The sequence below is a fragment of the Variovorax sp. GW821-FHT10D07 genome, from assembly GCF_059415325.1.
Map to the genome: position 1 here is coordinate 96,277 of NZ_JBWKMZ010000002.1, position 16,611 is coordinate 112,887.

The following is a 16,611-nucleotide window of genomic DNA, read 5'->3' on the forward strand; positions in this document are numbered from 1 at the left end:
GGTGCTTTCGAGGGAAGGAGAAAAGAACGAGGGAGAACGAAGGAATGGGAAGCCCGCGGCGCTCACAGCGCGGGGTGGCGGCGGTGCCAGTCGGTGAGCTGCTGGAAGGCCGCGCCGGCGCGCACCAGCAGCGCCTCGTCGAAGTGGCGCGACACGAACTGGAAGGCCACCGGCATGCCCGCGGGCGTGAAGCCGCCGGGCAGCGTGATCGTGGGGCTGCCGGTCATGTCGAAGGGGCAGGTGTAGCGCAGCATCGCGGCCATCAGCTCGGCGTCGACGCCCATCTGCGCCATGCGCTCCATGGTCGGCGAGGCGATGCCGGTGGCCGGGATCAAGAGCAGGTCGATGTCCTCGAACATCGCGCGCACGCGGCCGCTGAAGTCGTGGCGGTGCAGCACGATCTTCTGGTAATCGGTGCCGCTTTGCGCCAGCCCCAGCTCGATCAGGCCAGCCACGGCCGGGCCGTACATCTCCTTGCGCGCCGGATAGGTCTTCTCGTGCACCACCGCGGCCTCGATGCCGCACAGCGGGAACCAGTCGGCCAGCGCCTGCGCCGGATCGGGAAAGCGCACCTCGCGCAGTTCGCCGCCCAGCGTCTTCACCGCGGCGACGGCGGCATCGAAGACCTCGCGCGTCGACGCGTCCACGCCCTCGGTGGCCCAGCGCAGGTCGATGCCCACGCGCAGCCCGGCCAGGCCCTTGTCGATGTCGGCCAGGTAGTCGGGCACCGGCAGCAGGCTGGCGGTGGGATCGTTCGCGTCGGCGCCCGCGATGGCGCCGAGCATCGCGCCCGCATCGGCCGCGCTGCGCGTCATCGGGCCGATATGGTCGAGCGTGGCGGCGAGCTCGAAGGCGCCGTGGCGGCTCACGCGGCCCCAGGTCGGCTTCAGGCCCGTGAGGCCGTTGGCGGCCGAGGGAAAGCGGATCGATCCTCCCGTGTCGGTGCCCAGCGAGCCGTAGCACAGGCCCGCCGCGGTGGCCACGCCCGAGCCGCTGGAGGACACGCCCGGCCAGTGCGCCGCGTTCCACGGATTGACCGGCGGCGACACGCTCGGATGGTGGTCGGCATAGGCGCTCTCGGTGAGCTGCAGCTTGCCGAGGATCGGCGCGCCGGCCTCGCGCAGCTTGCGCACCACGGTGCCGTCGACCTCGGGCACGAAGTCCTGGTAGAGCGTCATGCCGGCGGCCGTGGGCACGCCCGCGGTCCAGCACAGGTCCTTGACCGCCACCGGCACGCCGTGCAGCGGGCCGCGCGATTCGCCGCGCGCGATCTCGGCGTCGGCGCGCCTGGCCTCGGCCAGCGCCGAGTCGGCCATCACGCGCACATAGCTGCGCAGGCCGCCGTCGACCTGCCCGATGCGGTCGAGCTGGGCCTGCGTGACCTCGACGCTCGAGAGTTCCTTCGACTGGATCAGGCGGCCGACTTCGAGCAGTTCGAGGTAGTGCAGATCGGTATTCGGCATGGTGTGGAGGCTCCGTTCGTTGTGGATGGAAAAGGGGTCGGCCTGTAGGAAGGCGCCGACATCGAAGGTATAGAAGCACCGCCTTCGCGGCTTGGCTCGCAGCGCCATCGCGATGTGCTGGCGCGGCCAGTCGTGGATGGGTTGGCGCTTTCAGGCCAGCGCGGGCGCGCGGCGGTGGAAATCGGTGGCCTGCTGGAACGCATGGCCCGCGCGCAGCAGCGCGGCCTCGGCGAAGGGCCGGCCGATCAGCTGCATGCCGATCGGCAGGCCGTCGGGATCGAAGCCGCAGGGCACGTTGAGCGAGGGCAGCCCCGTGAGGCTGGCCACGCCGGTGAACTGCATGATCGCGGACAGCATGTCCTCGGGCCGGCCCGGCTCGATCTCCACGCTGGTTTCGCCGATGCGCGTGGCCGCGAAGGGCAGGGAGGGACAGACGAACACGTCGACGCGGCGGAAGGCCTCGAGGAACTCGGCGCGCAGCAGCGCACGGTAGCGCTGCGCCTGCAGGTAGTGGGTGGCCAGCAGCATCTCGCCGGCCTCGAGCAGCGTGCGCACGTCGTCGCCGTAGTCGCCGGGCCGCTCGCGCAGGCTGCGCTGGTGGTAGGTGCTGGGCTCGGCCGACTCGATGGTGAGCTGGGCCGAGATGTTGCCGTGGATGTGGCCGATGTCGACCTCGACCACCTGCGCGCCCAGTTCGACGAAGGCCGCGATCGCGGCCTGCACGGCGTCGTGCACCGGCGCCTGCAGGTGCTCGAAGAAGTAGCCCGGCACGATGCCGATGCGCAGGTGGCGGCAGCCGCCCTCGAGGTCCTGCAGGTAGTCGTCCACCGCGCGCGGCGCGCTGGCCGCGTCCTTCGGATCGAAGCCCGCGATGGCGCCGAACATCAGCGCGCAGTCCTCCACGCTGCGGGCCATCGGGCCCACCGTGTCCATGCTCCAGGCCAGCGGGATCACGCCGTGGTTGCTGACCCGGCCATAGGTGGGCCGCAGCCCGACGATGCCGTTGATGGCCGAGGGCAGCCGGATCGAGCCGCCGGTGTCGGTGCCGATGGCGCCGAAGCACAGGCGCGCGGCCACCGCCACGGCCGAGCCGCCGCTGGAGCCGGCCGGGAAGCGATCGGTGTCCCACGGGTTGCGCACCGCGCCGTAGTGCGGATTGGCCGAGGTGCCGCCCCAGGCGAACTCGTGCATGTTGGTCTTGCCGATGAACAGCGCGCCGGCCTGGCGCAACCGTGTGGCGACAGTGGCGTCGGCCTCGGGCAGCCAGTCGGCCAGCAGCTTGCTGCCGGCCGTGGTGCGGCTGCCGCGCAGCGCGACGTTGTCCTTGAGCGCCAGCGGCACGCCATGCAGAGGTCCGAGCTCGTGGCCCGCGGCCGACAGCATCTCGGCCGCGCGCGCGACCTGCAGCGCCTGCTCCTCGAACACGGTGATGAAGGACCTGAGCACGCCGTCGTGGGCGCGGATGCGCGCGAGCGAGGCCTCGACCAGTTCCACGGGCGAGACCTTGCGCGCGCGCACCAGGCGCGCGGCTTCCGCAAGGCCCAGGTTCGCGATGTCGTTCATCGAAGTACCTCCGTGCTTCGCACTGCGGTGCGAGCTTGCTTGGGGCGGCCCGGCGCGGCGCTCATGCCCCCTCCTCCGGCAGCTCGTGCGCATGCGTGAAGGCCGTGACCGGCATCAGCGCCTGCCGCGCGGGATCGCTCATCTGCGCGCTGAGCGCATTGGCGGCCGGGATCCAGGCCCGCAGCACGGCATCGACCGCGGCCAGCCGCTCGGGGCTCAGGTCGAGGCCGGCGCAGCGCGCCAGCGCAGCGGTGTCGATCGCCGGCGGGATACCGGATGGATCGGAGGTAGAGGAAGGCATCGTCGTTTCCTTGCGTGAAGCGCCCGTCTGGGGGCTGGCTTCACGATAGGCAACGACGCGGTTCGCGGCTTGGCTGCGCCTGCCATCGCGATGGGCTGGAACCGCCAGCCGCGGCGGACGGCCGTGCTCAGTGGCGGCGCAGCAGGGTCTGCGGCGTCACGCCGTAGGCCTTCTTGAACACGCGGCAGAAATGCGAGAGGTCGCTGAAGCCGTGCTGGAACGCGGCCTGCGTGACCTGCCGCACCCGGCCTTCGCTGAGCGCCGCATGGCTGGCCTCGAGCCGCTGCTTCCACAGGTGCTGGATCGGCGTGCTGCCGTATTCGGCGAACACGCGCGCCAGCGTGCGCGCCGACACGTGCTGCGCCGCGGCGATCTGCTCCACGTCGAGCTCGCAGTCGTCGAGGTGCGCGGCGATGTACTCGCGCGTGCGCTGGTAGAGCTGGGCATGCGAGGACAGCGCGGCCTCGGCGCCGTCGCTCTGCACCTGCAGCACGGCCGAGAGCATGTCGAGCATCGAGCCCGCGAGGCTGGCCTCCATGGCCTCGCTGCCCGAGAGCTCGAGGCTCGCCGCCTCGCGGATCATGTGGCCGAGCAGCCGCGCCGTGGGATGGCCCTCGGCCAGGTGCATCGCCGTGAGGTTGTGGGCCTCGGGAAAGCGGCACAGCAGTTGCCGGCGCGGAATGCGAACCAGCAGCGTGGACTCGGGCGCGAGGTCGAAGCTGAAGGGCCGCGCGGCGTCGTAGAGCACGATGTCGCCGTTGCGCTGCACCACTTCCCGCCCCGACTGCGAGAGCACGCCGTGGCCCGACACCATCAGGCTCAGCATGAAGTCCTCGTTGGGGCCGCTGCGCAGGTGCTGGGCATCGCGCTCCCAGACATGGCGCGGCGAGGACATCTCGGCCAGCGCGAGCTTGCCGAGCGAGCGCAGCCTGAAGCGCGCGTTGAAATGCTGGCGGTCGGGCACCACGCTCTTGGCCGGGATCAGGTGCTGGCACACCACGTCGCTCCAGTACGCAAAGCGCTGGGCGTCGTCGACCGTGTCGGTGGAGTAGTCGAGGTGCATGCTGCGAGCGAAGGGTTGGAAACCATCTCGCGATGGCCATCGCAACGCCTCAAGCAACATCCATGCCCTTGCCGAGGCCTGCCCGCGCACTCTAGCGTGCGGGCCCCGCTTCCCTCTGAGGGCTGACCCGTAGTCTCCGCGTGTTCAGCCGCGCGCTCAGCCGCGGCCGAGCGCCTTGTCCACGCCCTTGTTGGCCAGCATGTCGGCGCGCTCGTTACCCGGGTCGCCCGAATGGCCCTTGACCCAGCGCCACTCGATGGCGTGGCCGCCCTCCTGCACCAGCTTGTCCAGCCGCTGCCAGAGCTCGACGTTCTTCACCGGCTGCTTGGTCGAGGTGAGCCAGCCCTTGGCCTTCCAGCCGCGGATCCACTCGGTGATGCCCTGGCGCACGTACTGGCTGTCGAGGTAGAGCGTGACCTTGCAGGGCCGCTTGAGCGCGGCCAGGCCCTCGATCACGGCCGTGAGCTCCATGCGGTTGTTGGTGGTGTTCAGCTCGCCGCCGAACAGCTCCTTCTCGGTGGCGCCCGACTTGAGCCAGGCGCCCCAGCCCCCGGGGCCGGGATTGCCCTTGCAGGCACCATCGGTGTAGATCACGACTTCGTTCAAGCTCTCTGTTCCTTCATTTCTTCACTGTCGATATTCATTCACGTCATTCGCCGTCGGCGCGGCGTCCCTGCCGGTGCACCTTGCCCGCGATCGGCACCGGCGCCGTGGCGCGGGCGCTGGCGCGGCGCCATTCGGGGCTCAAGAGGCGCATGCCGCGCACGCGCTTGACCGCCACCAGGAAGTAGGCCGCGCCGAAGATCGGCCACCAGCGTTCGCCGGCCACGTCCATCCAGCGGCTGCGCTCGAGCCAGGCCTCGCTGCGCGCGGACGGCCGGTAGACGCCGAAGCGGCCCGACTCGACCTCGAAGCTCAGCAGGCGCAGCCAGTCGCGCATGCGCCAGTAGCCGATGAACTCGCCGCCCTCGGGCAGGAAGAGTTCGCCGAAGCCCAGGCGCCGGTACAGGTGCGCGCGGCGCTGCCGCATGCCCCAGAGGCTGGTCGGGTTGAGCCCGCAGATCACCACCCGGCCCTCGGGCACCAGCACCCGCTCGACCTCGCGCAGCGTGGCGTGCGGGTCGGGACTGAGCTCGAGCGCATGCGGCAGCACCACCAGGTCCAGGCTGTTGGCCGCGAACGGCAGCGCCGCGAAATCGGTCAGCAGCACGGCCTGCGGCGCGTGCGCCAGGTGCGCCGGGTCGTCGAGCGCCAGCCAGCGGTGCGGCATGCGGTTGGCGCGCAGGCCCTCGACCTGGGCGGCCCCGAGCTGCAGCGCGTGGTAGCCGAAAACGTCGGCCACGGCCTGGTCGAACTGGGCTTGTTCCCAGGCGAGAAGGTAGCGTCCGGGGGGGGTCGCGAACCACTCCTGCAAACCTATAATTTGACCGCTCATGACCCTCGTTCCGCTGCCCGCCTTCGCCGACAACTACATCTGGATGCTGCAGGACGGGTCCAACGCGATCGTGGTGGACCCGGGCGATGCCCGGCCGGTGCTCGACGCACTGGCAAGCGGCAAGCTGCAACTGGCCGCGATTCTAGTCACGCACCATCACGCCGATCACACGGGCGGCGTGGCCGAGCTGCGCGCCGCCACCGGCGCCGCGGTGTGGGGTCCGAAGCACGAGCGCATCCCCGAGCCCTATGCCCCGCTGGTGCAGGGCGACCGGGCCGAGGCGCTGGGCCTGCGCTTCGAGGTGATCGACGTGCCGGGCCACACGGCCGGCCACATCGCCTACTTCCTGCCGGCCGCCGAGGGCCGTGCACCGCTGCTGTTCTGCGGCGACACCCTGTTCTCGGGCGGGTGCGGGCGCCTGTTCGAGGGCACGCCCGCGCAGATGCTGGCCTCGCTCGACGCGCTCGCCGCGCTGCCCGGCGACACCCGCGTATGCTGCGCTCACGAATACACACTTTCTAACCTGCGCTTCGCCCAGGCGGTGGAACCCGGCAACACCGACCTGACTCAGTACCGGGCGCATTGCGAAAGCCTGCGCGCCCAGGGCGAGCCCACGCTGCCATCGCAGCTGGCCCTCGAACGCCGGATCAACCCCTTTCTTCGCAGCCGCGAAGCCACTGTCCTTCGAGCGGTGCACGCGCATGCCGAGCTGTCCCCCGACGCGGGCGAAGCCGACGTGTTCGCGGCGCTGCGCCAATGGAAAAACGACTTCCGATGAAACTCACCGCTGCCGCCTGCCTTGCAGGCATCCTGTTGCTCGCCGGCTGCGCGGGCACCGGCACCCCCTCTTCCTCGTCTTCCTCCCCTTCCCCCTCCTCTCCCCCCACCGCCGGCGGTACCGGCGCCGCCGCCAGCCGAGCCGCGCCCATCTACCCGAGCGGCCAGCTCGCCCCGATCGCCAGCAGCGAGGCGCGCTCGCAGAGCGTGGTCACGCTGGCCCCGCCGGCCGACATGTGGGACCGCATCCGCCGCGGCTTCAAGATGCCCGACCTCGACAGCGACCTGGTGCGCGACCGCGAGCAGTGGTATGCGAGCCGGCCCGACTACATCCAGCGCATGACCGAGCGCTCGAACAAGTACATCTTCCACATCGTCGAGGAACTCGAGCGGCGCAACATGCCCACCGAGCTGGCGCTGCTGCCCTACATCGAGAGCGCGTTCAACCCGCAGGCCGTGTCGAGCGCGCGCGCCGCCGGCATGTGGCAGTTCATGCCCGCCACCGGCACCGACTTCGACCTCAAGCAGAACATCTTCCGCGACGACCGCCGCGACGTGGTCGCCTCCACGCGCGCCGCGCTCGACTACCTGCAGAAGCTCTACAACATGTTCGGCGACTGGCAGCTCGCGCTGGCCGCCTACAACTGGGGCGAGGGCAGCGTGAGCCGCGCCATCGCCAAGAACCAGCGCCTGGGCCTGCCCACCACCTACAGCGACCTCACGATGCCGGCCGAGACCCGCATGTACGTGCCCAAGCTGCAGGCGGTGAAGAACATCGTGGCCAACCCGCAGGCCTTCAACGCCGAGCTGCCGGTGATCGCCAACCACCCCTACTTCCAGACCGTGCCGCTCACGCGCGACCTCGACGTGGAACTGGCCGCCAAGCTCGCCGACGTGCGCATCGAGGACTTCCGCGCGCTCAACCCGGCGGCCCACAAGCCGGTGCTGATCGCCGCCGGCACCTCCGAGCTGCTGCTGCCCTGGGACAACGCCGCCGTGTTCCAGCGCAACTTCGACGCCTACACGCAGGGCCAGTACGCGAGCTGGACCGCCTGGGTCGTGCCCAACACCATGACCGTGGCCGATGCCGCGCAGCGCGCCGGCATGAGCGAGTCGGACCTGCGCGCGCTCAACAACGTGCCGCCGCGCATGCTGATCAAGGCCGGCTCCACGCTGATCGTGCCGCGCGGCGCGCGCGTCAAGGAGGACGTGGCGGCGGTGGTGGCCGACAGCGGCCACCTGAGCTTCCAGCCCGAGATCGTCACGCGCCGCACCACCGTCAAGGCCGGGCGCAGCGACAACGTGGCGAGCATCGCGCGGCGCTACAACCTGCGGCCCGCGAACGTCGCCGAGTGGAACGACGTCAAGCCCAACCATGCCTTCAAGCGCGGCATCAGCGTGGTGGTCTACCTGCCGGTGCGCGCCGCCCCGGCCGCGCGCGTCGGCAGCGGTGCCGGTCCGCGCGCCCGCCCGGTCGCGCAGGTCAAGCGCGGCAGCAACGTGAGCAAGGTGCCGGCCAGCGCGCCCAGCAAGCAGGTGGTGCGCGAGAAGCGCGGCGGCACGCCCTCGAAGAAGAAGCGCTGAAGAAGCGCCGAGATGGCGGCACGACCGGCGCAACACCTTTCGCGGCGCCGGCCACGAATAACGAGATCAGGAGGGCCATGACATGGCAGTGGAAGGAAGTGCGGGCGATCTCGTCAAGGTCGTCACGCTGTTGGGTGCCGCGGTGGTCGCGGTGCCGCTGTTCAAGCGCATCGGGCTCGGCTCGGTGCTGGGCTACCTGGCCGCGGGGCTGGCCATCGGCCCGTTCGGCTTCGGCCTCTTCACCGATCCCCAGACCATCCTGCACACGGCCGAGCTCGGCGTCGTGATGTTCCTGTTCGTGATCGGCCTCGAGATGCGGCCCTCGCACCTGTGGAGCATGCGGCGCGACATCTTCGGCCTCGGCAGCCTGCAGGTGGTGGTCTGCGGCATCCTGCTGACCGGCGTGGGCATGGCCTTCGGCTTCCCGCTCGCCGTGTCCTTCGTCTGCGCGATGGGCTTCGTGCTGACCTCCACCGCCATCGTGATGCAGCTGCTCGGCGAACGCGGCGACATCGCGGCGCCGCGCGGCCAGAAGATCGTCGCCGTGCTGCTGTTCGAGGACCTGCTGATCGTGCCGCTCTTGGCCATCGTGGCATTCATCGCGCCGCCCGACGCCACGCAGCACGTGGTCGAGGCCGGCTCGCGCTGGATCGGCGTGGGCATCGCGCTGGCCGCGCTCGCGGCGCTGGTGGCGGCCGGCATCTGGCTGCTGAACCCGCTGTTCCGCGTGCTCGCCAACTCGAAGGCGCGCGAGGTCATGACCGCCGCCGCGCTGCTGGTGGTGCTGGGCGCCGCGCTGCTGATGCAACTCGGTGGCCTTTCGATGGCCATGGGCGCCTTCATCGCCGGCGTGCTGCTGTCCGAATCCACCTTCCGCCACCAGCTCGAGGCCGACATCGAGCCCTTCCGCGGCCTGCTGCTCGGGCTGTTCTTCATCGGCGTGGGCATGTCGCTCGACCTCGCGGTGGTGGCGCGCAACTGGCAGCTGATCCTGGCCGGCGTGCTGTCGATGATGGTGGTGAAGTCGCTGTGCATCTACGCGGTGGCGCGGCTCGCGAAGAGCTCGCGCGCCGACGCGCTCGACCGCGCGGTGCTGATGGCCCAGGGCGGCGAGTTCGCCTTCGTGCTGTTCTCCTCCGCGCTCGCCGCGGGCGTCATCAGCCCGGTGGTCAACGCCAACATGACGGCGGTGGTGGTGCTCTCGATGGCGCTCACGCCGATGGTGGTGCTCGCGCACCGCCGCTTCGCGCCGGCCGTGGCCGAGTCGATGGACGGCATCGACAAGGCCGAGGACTTGGTCGGCAACGTGCTGGTGATCGGCTTCGGCCGCTTCGGCCAGATCGCGATCCAGGGCGCGCTGGCGCGCGGCGCCTCGATCGCGATCATCGACACCGACACCCAGGTGATCCGCGATGCCGCCCTGTTCGGCTTCAAGGTCTACTACGGCGACGGCTCGCGCGCCGACGTGCTGCATGCCGCCGGCGCCCACAGCGCGCGCGTCATCATGGTCTGCGTGAACGACAAGGCCGCCACCACGCGCATCGTCGAGCTGCTCAAGGCCGAGTTCCCGCATGCGCAACTGCTGGTGCGCGCCTACGACCGCGAGCACATGCTCGAGATCGGCAAGCTCAACGTCGACTTCCAGATCCGCGAGACCTTCGAATCGGCGATGGCCTTCGGCCGCCAGGGCGTGCTGGCGCTCGGCGCCTCCGACACCGAGGCCGACGAGGTGATCGGCGAGCTGCGGCGGCGCGACGCGGAGCGCCTGGTGCTCGAGATGGCCGGCGGCATCTTCGCGGGCCGCGCGCTGGTGCAGGTCAACACCGAGGCGCACGGCAAGAACACCTGAGCGCGCCCGAGCTCGTTCTCGGGCCGCCGCGCGGTTCAGAGCTTCTCGGTCTCGCCGCTGCGCGGCTGCCACTTCATGAGCCGCTTCTCGATCAGGCCCACCAGCGCGTCGAGCGCGAGCGCGAAGGCCGTCAGCACCACGATGCCGGCGAACACGGTGTTGACGTCGAAGGTGCCCTCGGCCTGCAGGATCAGGTAGCCGACACCGCGCGCCGAGCCCAGGTACTCGCCCACCACCGCGCCCACGAAGGCCAGGCCCACCGAGGTGTGCAGGCTCGAGAACACCCAGCTGGTGGCGCTCGGCAGGTAGACGGTGCGCAGCAGCTGACGCTGGTTGGCGCCCAGCATGCGCGCATTGGCCAGCACCACCGGGCTGACCTCGCGCACGCCCTGGTAGACGTTGAAGAACACGATGAAGAACACCAGCGTGACGGCCAGCGCCACCTTGCTCCAGATGCCGAGGCCGAACCACAGCGCGAAGATCGGCGCGAGGATCACGCGCGGCATCGAGTTGGCGGCCTTGATGTAGGGATCGAGGATCAGGCTCGCGGTGGGCGCGAGCGCGAGCCACAGGCCGCAGCCCAGGCCCAGCACGGTGCCGATGCCGAAGGCCAGCACGGTCTCGAGCAGCGTGGTGCCCAGGTGCAGGTAGATGTCGGCATTGCCCTTGAGCCCGTCGGGGAACAGCGGGTTCGCCGGCACCTCGAAGGGCAGGAACCAGCTCCAGATGCGCCCGGCCACCTGGATCGGCTCGCCGAGGAAGAAGGCCACCTGCTGGTTGCGCGAGGCCAGGTGCCAGCCCACGAGGATCACGACCAGCAGCACCAGCTGCCAGAAGCGCGCGTTGCGTTCGTTGAGGGCCAGGCGCGACATCATGCGGCCTTCTTCAGTTGCTGCGCGTAGCCCTTGAGCACCTCGTCGCGCAGCACCTCCCAGATCTGGGTGTGCAGCTCGACGAAGCGCGGCTGGGTGCGCACCTCGGCCACGTCGCGCGGGCGCGGCAGGTCGATCTCGAACTCGCCGATCGGATGGGTGGCGGGTCCGGCCGAGAGCACCACCACGCGGTCGCTCATCGCGATGGCTTCGTCGAGGTCATGGGTGATGAACAGCACGGCCTTCTTCTTCGCGCTCCAGAGATCGAGCACCTCGTTCTCCATCAATTGCCGGGTCTGGATGTCGAGCGCGCTGAAGGGCTCGTCCATCAGGATGATGTCGGGGTCGAGCACCAGCGTCTGCGCCAGCGCCACGCGCTTGCGCATGCCGCCCGAGAGCTGGTGCGGATAGCGGTCGCCGAAGCCCGAGAGGCCCACGCGCGCGAGCCAGGCTTCGGCCTCGCGGCGCGCTTCGGCATCAGGCACGCCGCGGTACTGCAGTCCCACCATCACGTTGTCGATGGCGCTGCGCCAGGGCATCAGCGCCTCGGTCTGGAACATGTAGCCCGCGCGCGCGTTGATGCCCGCGAGCGGCTGGCCGAACACCTTGACCGTGCCGGACGAAGGCTGCAGCAGCCCCGCGCCGATGTTGAGCAGGGTCGACTTGCCGCAGCCCGTGGGACCGACCACCGACACGAACTCGCCGGCGCGCACGCGCAGCGTGGTGTCGGCCACCGCGGTGTAGCGCTGGCCGGGGTCGTCCTTCGAATGGAAGATGCAGCTGATCGAGAGGAGTTCGAGTGCGTGGTCGGACATGGCGGAACTGGATGTCGAGCGAAGTGCGTCCCCCAGAAAAAACCCGGCCGAAGCCGGGTCGCGGGACATCGAGGTCAGGCCTTGAACCTGTCCTTCGCTCGCCGTGCGAAATCGTTGGTGTAGGTTTTCGCCAGGTCGATCTTGTCGGCCTTGACGGAAGTATCGAAGCTCGCGATCGCCGCCAGCGCGGTCTTGGGTCCCTCGGACGGCACGATGCCGTCGGGCGCGATCGATTCGCGCACCTTGTCGAACGAGGCGAGGTAGAGCGCGCGGTCGCCGAGCAGGTAGGTCTCGGGCACGGTCTTGATGATGTCGCCCGGGCCCGCGGTCTGCAGCCACTTGAGGCCGTGCACGATCGCGTTGGCCAGCGCCTGGCAGGTGTTGGGGTTCTTCTGCACGAAGTCGACCGGCGCGTAGAGGCAGGCGGCCGGCATCGGCCCGCCGAACACCTGCTGCGTGCCCTTGAGCGTGCGGGTGTCGCTGATGATCTTCACGTCGCCCTTCTGCTCGAGCATGGTCATCACCGGGTCGGTGTTGCTGATGGCGTCGATCTGGCCCGAGCGCAGCGCGGTGAGCGCGCCGGCCGCGACGCCCACGCCGATGTAGCTCACGTCGCTGGCCTTGAGGCCGCCGCGCGAGAGCACGAGGTTGGCCACCATGTTGGTCGACGAGCCCGGCGCCGAGACGCCGATCTTCTTGCCCTTGAGGTCGGCGATGCCGGCATAGCTCGACATGTTCTTGGTCGACACGCCCATCGCGATCTGCGGCGCGCGGCCCTGCAGCACGAAGGCCTGGAAGAACTGGTTCTTGGCCTGCAGGTTGATGGTGTGCTCGTAGGCACCCGAGCACACGTCGGCCGAGCCGCCGACCACCGCCTGCAGCGCGCGCGCGCCGCCCGCGAAGTCGGAGATCTCGACATCGAGCCCCTCGGCCTTGAAGTAGCCGAGCTGCTCGGAGATGGTGAGCGGCAGGTAATAGAACGCCGCCTTGCCGCCGACCGCGATCGAGATCTTGGTTTTCTCCAGCTTCGGCTGCGCAAACACCCGCGGCAACGCGATGGTGGCGGCGGCGATGGCCGAGGCGGAGATGAGGGTGCGGCGGTGAAGCATGGAACGTGGCCTGCGGCGGCTTGGGGTGGCTCTGGGATGCGTCGAAACTGAATCGAGCTTAGGGGCGCGCGCAGGGTCGCTGCATCGGGGTCATCCCGTGCGGGTTTTCACGTAAGCATGAAGGCCTCTCACAGAGTGAAAAAGGCCGGATTAGTCCGCGCTATTTCGCGAGGAACAGGATCGCGATGTTGACCACGAACGCAGCCGCCCAGACCGCGCTGCGCAGCGCCGGAATGCCCTTGATGTAGAGCGCGAGATAGGCCACGCGCAGCAGCACGTAGGCGATCGCGAGGCGGTCGATCCACAGCTGCGCGGCGCCGAGCTGGTGCGCGATGAGCACCGCGCCGATGAAGAACGGCAGGCCTTCGAAGCTGTTGGCCTGCGCGGCATTGGCGCGCGCACGCCAGCCCGCCTGCCTGGCGGCCCAGTCGCGCGGCTGCGCGTTGTCGCTGGGACGGAACGCGCCGGCCTTGGCGATCCAGGCCGCGAGGTATGGCAGGCCGCAGGCGATGAAGACGCACCAGTAGGCGACGGTGAGCAGCGACAGGGTCATGGGTGTCTCCGGAATCTCTTGGATGCGCCGCGCAGCGGCGGTGGCCGCCGCGGGATCAGCGCCGGTCGACCAGCGCGTGCGCGATGGTGCCGAGGTCCACGTACTCGAGCTCGCTGCCCGCGGGCACGCCGCGCGCGAGCCGCGTGACGGTGAGGCCGCGCTGGCGCAGCGCATCGCCGATGACGTGCGCCGTGGCCTCGCCCTCGGCCGTGAAGTTGGTCGCGAGGATCACCTCGGCCACGGTGCCGTCGAGCGCGCGCTCGAACAGCTTCTGCAGGCCGATGTCCTTGGGACCGATGCCGTCGAGCGGACTGAGCTTGCCCATCAGCACGAAGTAGTAGCCGCGAAAGGCATTGGTGCGTTCGAGCGCGGCCTGGTCGGCCGGCGTCTCGACCACGCAGAGCTTGGTCGCGTCGCGCCGCACGTCGAGGCAGACGTTGCACACCGGCATCTCGGTGAAGGTGTTGCAGCGCTCGCAATGGCGCACCTGCCCCGCCGCCTGCTGCAGGGCGCGCGCGAGCAGCTGCGCGCCCTCGCGGTCGTGCTGCAGCAGGTGGAAGGCCATGCGCGAGGCCGACTTGACGCCCACGCCCGGCAGGCGGCGCAGCGCATCGACGAGCGCGTCGAGGGAACCGGCGTCGGACACGTCAGCCTTGGTGGCTCGGCGGCATCAGAACGGCAGCTTCATGCCCGGGGGCAGGCCCGGCATGCCGGCGGTCAGCTTGCCCATCTTCTGCTCGCTGGTCTCCTCGGCCTTGCGCACGGCGGCATTGAAGGCGGCGGCCACGAGGTCCTCGAGCATGTCCTTGTCGTCGGCCAGCAGGCTCGGGTCGATGGTGATGCGCTTGACGTCGTGCTTGCAGGTCATCACGACCTTGACCAGGCCGGCGCCCGATTCGCCCTCGACCTCGATGTGGGCCAGTTCTTCCTGGGCCTTCTTGAGGTTGTCCTGCATTGCCTGCGCCTGCTTCATGAGGCCGGCCAGTTGTCCTTTGTTGAACATCGTTGGTCCTGTGGATCGGTTGGGTGGATGGGGAAGGATAAGAGATGGAAGCGCAGATGGCGGCGAAGCCTCGCCGCCGCAAGGGCCACGGCCGATTGTCGCCGCTGCGCGTGGCCCGCTGCGCTCAGGCCGGTTTGAGCGAGCCCGGGACGATCCTCGCGTCGAAGTCGCGCATCAGGGCCTGGATATCGGGATCGCTGCGGATCGCCTCCTCGGCGATGCGCTGGCGCTCGTCGGCGGCGGCCTTGTTGCGGCGTGCCGGGCTGTCGACCACGCCGCCGACCTCGATCGCGAGCTTGACCTCGTGGCCGATCGCGGCCAGCGCGGCGATCAGCTTCTCGCGGCTCGAAGGCTGGTTGAGCGACTCGCGCTCGATGCGCAGCAGCCACTGGTCGGTGTCGCGCGCCACCAGCTGCGACTGCAGCGCGAGTTCGCGCGTGAGCGCGGCGATGCTCTCGGCCGCGATCAGCTGCGTGACGGTGGCGAACCAGAAGTCGCCCTCCTCGCTCGGCGGGATCGGCGCGGCGGGGGCCTGGGCGCCATCGCGCGGCGTGTCGCGCGCGCCGGGCGGCGGCTGCACGCGCATCGGCACCGCGACCACCTTGGCGGGATCGGGCTCGGGGGCGTCCTCGGGTGGACGCGCCTCGGGCCGGCGCACGGGCTGGTCGACGACCGGCAGGCGGTGGCCCGCATGCGCGTGGGCCGGCGGCTGCGTGGGCGCGGCATCGGACACGGGCGCCGGACGCGGCGCCTCGGCCGACATGCTGCGCACCGGGATCGGCCGCGGCGGCTGCACGGGGGCGGCAACGGGTGCCGGCGCCGCCGCCGGGGCGTCATTCAGAGTTTTTTTTTCCGCGGAGGCCGAGCCGGCCGCGTTCTGCGCAGGCTTGAACGCCAGCAGCCGCAGCAGCACCATCGTGAGCGCGGCGTATTCGTCGGGCGCGAGGCCGAGCTCGCCGCGGCCGTGCAGGCACAGGCTGTAGAGCAGCTGGGTCTCGTCGGCCGGCATCAGCAGCGCGAGCCGCGCGGTGTCGGCCGCATCGGGATCGGTGGCGGACGTGGCGGCCTCGGCGCGCGAAGGCACGGCCTGCAGCACCGCCATGGCCTGCAGCACCGCGGTCATTTCCTCGAGCGTGGAGGCGGCCGACATGCCGTCGATGCGCAGCGCCTCGGAGGTCTCGACCACGGTCTTGCCGTCGCCCTGCGCGAGCGCCTCGATCAGGCGGAACACATGGCCGCGGTCGACGCTGCCGAGCATCTGGCGCACGCCGGCCTCGACCAGCTCGCCGTTGCCGAAGGCGATCGCCTGGTCGGTCAGCGAGAGCGCGTCGCGCATCGAGCCGCGCGCCGCGCGCGCGAGCAGGCGCAGTGCCTGCGGCTCGGCCGGCACCTGTTCGGTCTGCAGCACCGAGGTCAGGTGCTCGAGCACCGTCTCGGGCGCCATCGGGCGCAGGTTGAACTGCAGGCAGCGCGACAGCACCGTGACCGGCACCTTCTGCGGATCGGTGGTGGCCAGCACGAACTTGAGGTACTCGGGCGGCTCCTCGAGCGTCTTCAGCATCGCGTTGAACGCGGTGTTGGTCAGCATGTGCACTTCGTCGATCATGAAGACCTTGAAGCGGCCTTGCACCGGCTTGTAGACCGCCTGCTCGAGCAGCGACTGCACCTCGTCCACGCCGCGGTTCGAGGCCGCGTCGAGCTCGGTGTAGTCGACGAAGCGGCCGGCGTCGATGTCGCGGCAGGCCTGGCACACGCCGCAGGGCGTGGCGGTGATGCCGCCCTGCCCGTCCGGGCCCTGGCAGTTGAGCGACTTGGCCAGGATGCGCGAGACGGTGGTCTTGCCCACGCCGCGCGTGCCGGTGAACAGGTAGGCGTGATGCAGGCGCTGGGTGGTGAGCGCGTTCTCGAGCGCCTGCACCACGTGCCCCTGACCGACCATCTCAGCGAAGGTTTTCGGACGGAACTTGCGGGCGAGCACGATATAGGACATTGCGCCCATTCTAAAAGCCGCGAAGGGGGCCTTCGGCGTCCGCCTCTTCGATGTTTCTCATCGATCGATTCACCGCCCCGACGAAGGGGGCAACGCGAGCGAGGTTAGAATCGCCGCTGACGGGCCTCCCTGCATGGTGAAGTGGCCAACCGGGTCAGGTGGGGAACCAAGCAGCCCTAACTGCGTAGTCAGTGCCAGGGGTAAGGCTCGTCAACTTCTTCAGCGCTTTCGTTT

At 70.0% G+C, this 16,611-nt stretch carries 16 protein-coding genes and 1 other RNA gene; 4 read left to right on the forward strand and 13 right to left on the reverse strand.

The annotated features are described in order from the left end of the window. Positions 1 to 62: 62 nt before the first annotated feature. From AC07PU_RS05580 to AC07PU_RS05605, 6 genes are all read right to left on the reverse strand, one after another. Positions 63 to 1,463, reverse strand: coding sequence for an amidase (locus tag AC07PU_RS05580; protein ID WP_495315959.1), 1,401 nt, complete (start codon positions 1,461 to 1,463; stop codon positions 63 to 65). A gap of 150 nt (positions 1,464 to 1,613) precedes the next feature. Next, the gene (locus AC07PU_RS05585; RefSeq protein WP_495315961.1) at positions 1,614 to 3,026 is read right to left on the reverse strand and encodes an amidase; all 1,413 of its coding nucleotides are present in this window, start codon (positions 3,024 to 3,026) and stop codon (positions 1,614 to 1,616) included. A gap of 61 nt (positions 3,027 to 3,087) precedes the next feature. Next, positions 3,088 to 3,327 (reverse strand): hypothetical protein, encoded by a 240-nt coding sequence (locus tag AC07PU_RS05590; RefSeq protein WP_495315964.1) that lies wholly within the window; start codon positions 3,325 to 3,327, stop codon positions 3,088 to 3,090. 127 nt (positions 3,328 to 3,454) lie between these two features. After that, positions 3,455 to 4,390 carry an AraC-like ligand-binding domain-containing protein gene (locus AC07PU_RS05595; protein WP_177239264.1) on the reverse strand — a complete coding sequence of 312 codons (936 nt, stop codon included), beginning with the start codon at positions 4,388 to 4,390 and terminating at the stop codon, positions 3,455 to 3,457. 156 nt (positions 4,391 to 4,546) lie between these two features. Beyond that, a complete protein-coding gene (gene rnhA, locus AC07PU_RS05600; RefSeq protein WP_398498285.1) occupies positions 4,547 to 4,996 on the reverse strand; it encodes a ribonuclease HI in 450 nt (149 codons plus the stop codon). A 43-nt stretch (positions 4,997 to 5,039) separates the two neighbouring features. Further along, on the reverse strand, positions 5,040 to 5,825 hold the full coding sequence (locus AC07PU_RS05605) for a class I SAM-dependent methyltransferase (protein ID WP_256222384.1): 786 nt from the start codon (positions 5,823 to 5,825) through the stop codon (positions 5,040 to 5,042). Here AC07PU_RS05605 and gloB point away from each other — a divergent pair. The 3 genes from gloB (at position 5,824) to AC07PU_RS05620 (ending at position 10,035) form a co-directional block, all read left to right on the forward strand. Beyond that, on the forward strand, positions 5,824 to 6,603 hold the full coding sequence (gene gloB, locus AC07PU_RS05610) for a hydroxyacylglutathione hydrolase (RefSeq protein WP_495315967.1): 780 nt from the start codon (positions 5,824 to 5,826) through the stop codon (positions 6,601 to 6,603). The genes AC07PU_RS05605 and gloB overlap by 2 nt on opposite strands. Continuing rightward, positions 6,600 to 8,186: a transglycosylase SLT domain-containing protein gene (locus AC07PU_RS05615; protein WP_495315969.1), complete on the forward strand. Its 1,587-nt coding sequence runs from the start codon at positions 6,600 to 6,602 to the stop codon at positions 8,184 to 8,186. Before gloB ends, AC07PU_RS05615 begins: the two co-directional genes overlap by 4 nt. A gap of 82 nt (positions 8,187 to 8,268) precedes the next feature. Further along, entirely contained in the window at positions 8,269 to 10,035 is a 1,767-nt protein-coding gene (locus tag AC07PU_RS05620) for a monovalent cation:proton antiporter-2 (CPA2) family protein (RefSeq protein WP_495315970.1), read from the forward strand. Positions 10,036 to 10,070: 35 nt separating this feature from the next. Here the strand turns inward: AC07PU_RS05620 and AC07PU_RS05625 are convergent, their stop codons facing one another. From AC07PU_RS05625 to dnaX, 7 genes are all read right to left on the reverse strand, one after another. Then, a complete protein-coding gene (locus AC07PU_RS05625; RefSeq protein WP_057594209.1) occupies positions 10,071 to 10,910 on the reverse strand; it encodes an ABC transporter permease in 840 nt (279 codons plus the stop codon). Beyond that, positions 10,907 to 11,722 carry an ABC transporter ATP-binding protein gene (locus AC07PU_RS05630; RefSeq protein WP_093341331.1) on the reverse strand — a complete coding sequence of 272 codons (816 nt, stop codon included), beginning with the start codon at positions 11,720 to 11,722 and terminating at the stop codon, positions 10,907 to 10,909. Before AC07PU_RS05630 ends, AC07PU_RS05625 begins: the two co-directional genes overlap by 4 nt. Before the next feature lie 74 nt (positions 11,723 to 11,796). Beyond that, positions 11,797 to 12,831: an ABC transporter substrate-binding protein gene (locus AC07PU_RS05635; RefSeq protein ID WP_057594211.1), complete on the reverse strand. Its 1,035-nt coding sequence runs from the start codon at positions 12,829 to 12,831 to the stop codon at positions 11,797 to 11,799. A gap of 160 nt (positions 12,832 to 12,991) precedes the next feature. After that, a complete protein-coding gene (locus AC07PU_RS05640; RefSeq protein ID WP_208513568.1) occupies positions 12,992 to 13,384 on the reverse strand; it encodes an MAPEG family protein in 393 nt (130 codons plus the stop codon). Positions 13,385 to 13,439: 55 nt separating this feature from the next. After that, entirely contained in the window at positions 13,440 to 14,030 is a 591-nt protein-coding gene (recR, locus tag AC07PU_RS05645) for a recombination mediator RecR (RefSeq protein WP_093341325.1), read from the reverse strand. A 24-nt stretch (positions 14,031 to 14,054) separates the two neighbouring features. Next, positions 14,055 to 14,387 carry a YbaB/EbfC family nucleoid-associated protein gene (locus AC07PU_RS05650; RefSeq protein ID WP_007836669.1) on the reverse strand — a complete coding sequence of 111 codons (333 nt, stop codon included), beginning with the start codon at positions 14,385 to 14,387 and terminating at the stop codon, positions 14,055 to 14,057. A 124-nt stretch (positions 14,388 to 14,511) separates the two neighbouring features. Beyond that, complete coding sequence (gene dnaX, locus AC07PU_RS05655; protein WP_495315975.1) at positions 14,512 to 16,377, reverse strand: DNA polymerase III subunit gamma/tau; 1,866 nt, start codon at positions 16,375 to 16,377, stop codon at positions 14,512 to 14,514. 118 nt (positions 16,378 to 16,495) lie between these two features. On the opposite strand from dnaX, the gene ffs reads away from it, so the two are divergent. Continuing rightward, an RNA gene (gene ffs / locus AC07PU_RS05660) (signal recognition particle sRNA small type) lies at positions 16,496 to 16,592 on the forward strand. Positions 16,593 to 16,611 lie beyond the last annotated feature (19 nt).

What these genes read in the sequence shown, in the direction of transcription:
- AC07PU_RS05580 (WP_495315959.1), bottom strand. Translation starts at nt 1,463, where the DNA reads ATGCCGAATACCGATCTGCACTACCTCGAACTGCTCGAAGTCGGCCGC.
- AC07PU_RS05585 (WP_495315961.1), bottom strand. Translation starts at nt 3,026, where the DNA reads ATGAACGACATCGCGAACCTGGGCCTTGCGGAAGCCGCGCGCCTGGTG.
- AC07PU_RS05590 (WP_495315964.1), bottom strand. Translation starts at nt 3,327, where the DNA reads ATGCCTTCCTCTACCTCCGATCCATCCGGTATCCCGCCGGCGATCGAC.
- AC07PU_RS05595 (WP_177239264.1), bottom strand. Translation starts at nt 4,390, where the DNA reads ATGCACCTCGACTACTCCACCGACACGGTCGACGACGCCCAGCGCTTT.
- gloB (WP_495315967.1), top strand. Translation starts at nt 5,824, where the DNA reads ATGACCCTCGTTCCGCTGCCCGCCTTCGCCGACAACTACATCTGGATG.
- AC07PU_RS05605 (WP_256222384.1), bottom strand. Translation starts at nt 5,825, where the DNA reads ATGAGCGGTCAAATTATAGGTTTGCAGGAGTGGTTCGCGACCCCCCCC.
- AC07PU_RS05615 (WP_495315969.1), top strand. Translation starts at nt 6,600, where the DNA reads ATGAAACTCACCGCTGCCGCCTGCCTTGCAGGCATCCTGTTGCTCGCC.
- AC07PU_RS05620 (WP_495315970.1), top strand. Translation starts at nt 8,269, where the DNA reads ATGGCAGTGGAAGGAAGTGCGGGCGATCTCGTCAAGGTCGTCACGCTG.
- AC07PU_RS05625 (WP_057594209.1), bottom strand. Translation starts at nt 10,910, where the DNA reads ATGATGTCGCGCCTGGCCCTCAACGAACGCAACGCGCGCTTCTGGCAG.
- AC07PU_RS05630 (WP_093341331.1), bottom strand. Translation starts at nt 11,722, where the DNA reads ATGTCCGACCACGCACTCGAACTCCTCTCGATCAGCTGCATCTTCCAT.
- AC07PU_RS05635 (WP_057594211.1), bottom strand. Translation starts at nt 12,831, where the DNA reads ATGCTTCACCGCCGCACCCTCATCTCCGCCTCGGCCATCGCCGCCGCC.
- AC07PU_RS05640 (WP_208513568.1), bottom strand. Translation starts at nt 13,384, where the DNA reads ATGACCCTGTCGCTGCTCACCGTCGCCTACTGGTGCGTCTTCATCGCC.
- AC07PU_RS05650 (WP_007836669.1), bottom strand. Translation starts at nt 14,387, where the DNA reads ATGTTCAACAAAGGACAACTGGCCGGCCTCATGAAGCAGGCGCAGGCA.
- dnaX (WP_495315975.1), bottom strand. Translation starts at nt 16,377, where the DNA reads ATGTCCTATATCGTGCTCGCCCGCAAGTTCCGTCCGAAAACCTTCGCT.